This window comes from Desulforhopalus sp. IMCC35007, from assembly GCF_005116575.1.
Classification (GTDB): Bacteria; Desulfobacterota; Desulfobulbia; order Desulfobulbales; family Desulfocapsaceae; genus Desulforhopalus_A.
Genome location: NZ_SWCN01000095.1, coordinates 1 through 292, shown reverse-complemented (window position 1 = coordinate 292; position 292 = coordinate 1). Strand labels below are relative to the sequence as shown.

The 292-nt window shown below is 53.4% G+C and carries 1 protein-coding gene; it reads right to left on the bottom strand.

What is annotated here, in order from left to right:
* Positions 1-292 (bottom strand): VCBS domain-containing protein (locus FCL48_RS24765; protein ID WP_136876761.1); only part of this gene is annotated, 292 nt, incomplete at both ends.

The window sequence follows — 292 nt, the reverse complement described above, 5'->3', positions numbered from 1 at the left end:
CCGGCCTCTGCCCCAACAGTGATCGCCCCGTTAACGGTGTCACCGGAACCTTCAACCACACTGTTGTCGGCAGGAGTAACATCTGCATCCGCATCATCAATAGAGATGGTCGGCGCACCGTCGGTCAGGCCGTTTACATCGATGGTAAGGGTTGCTTCAGAGGTATCCCCATCAGCATCAGTAATGGTGTAGGTAAAGACATCCTGGATGGTGTCACCATCGTCAAGCGACTGTACATCCGGGTTGCTGTTATCAAGCTGGTAGCTGTAGCTGCCGTCTTCATTGAGAGTCA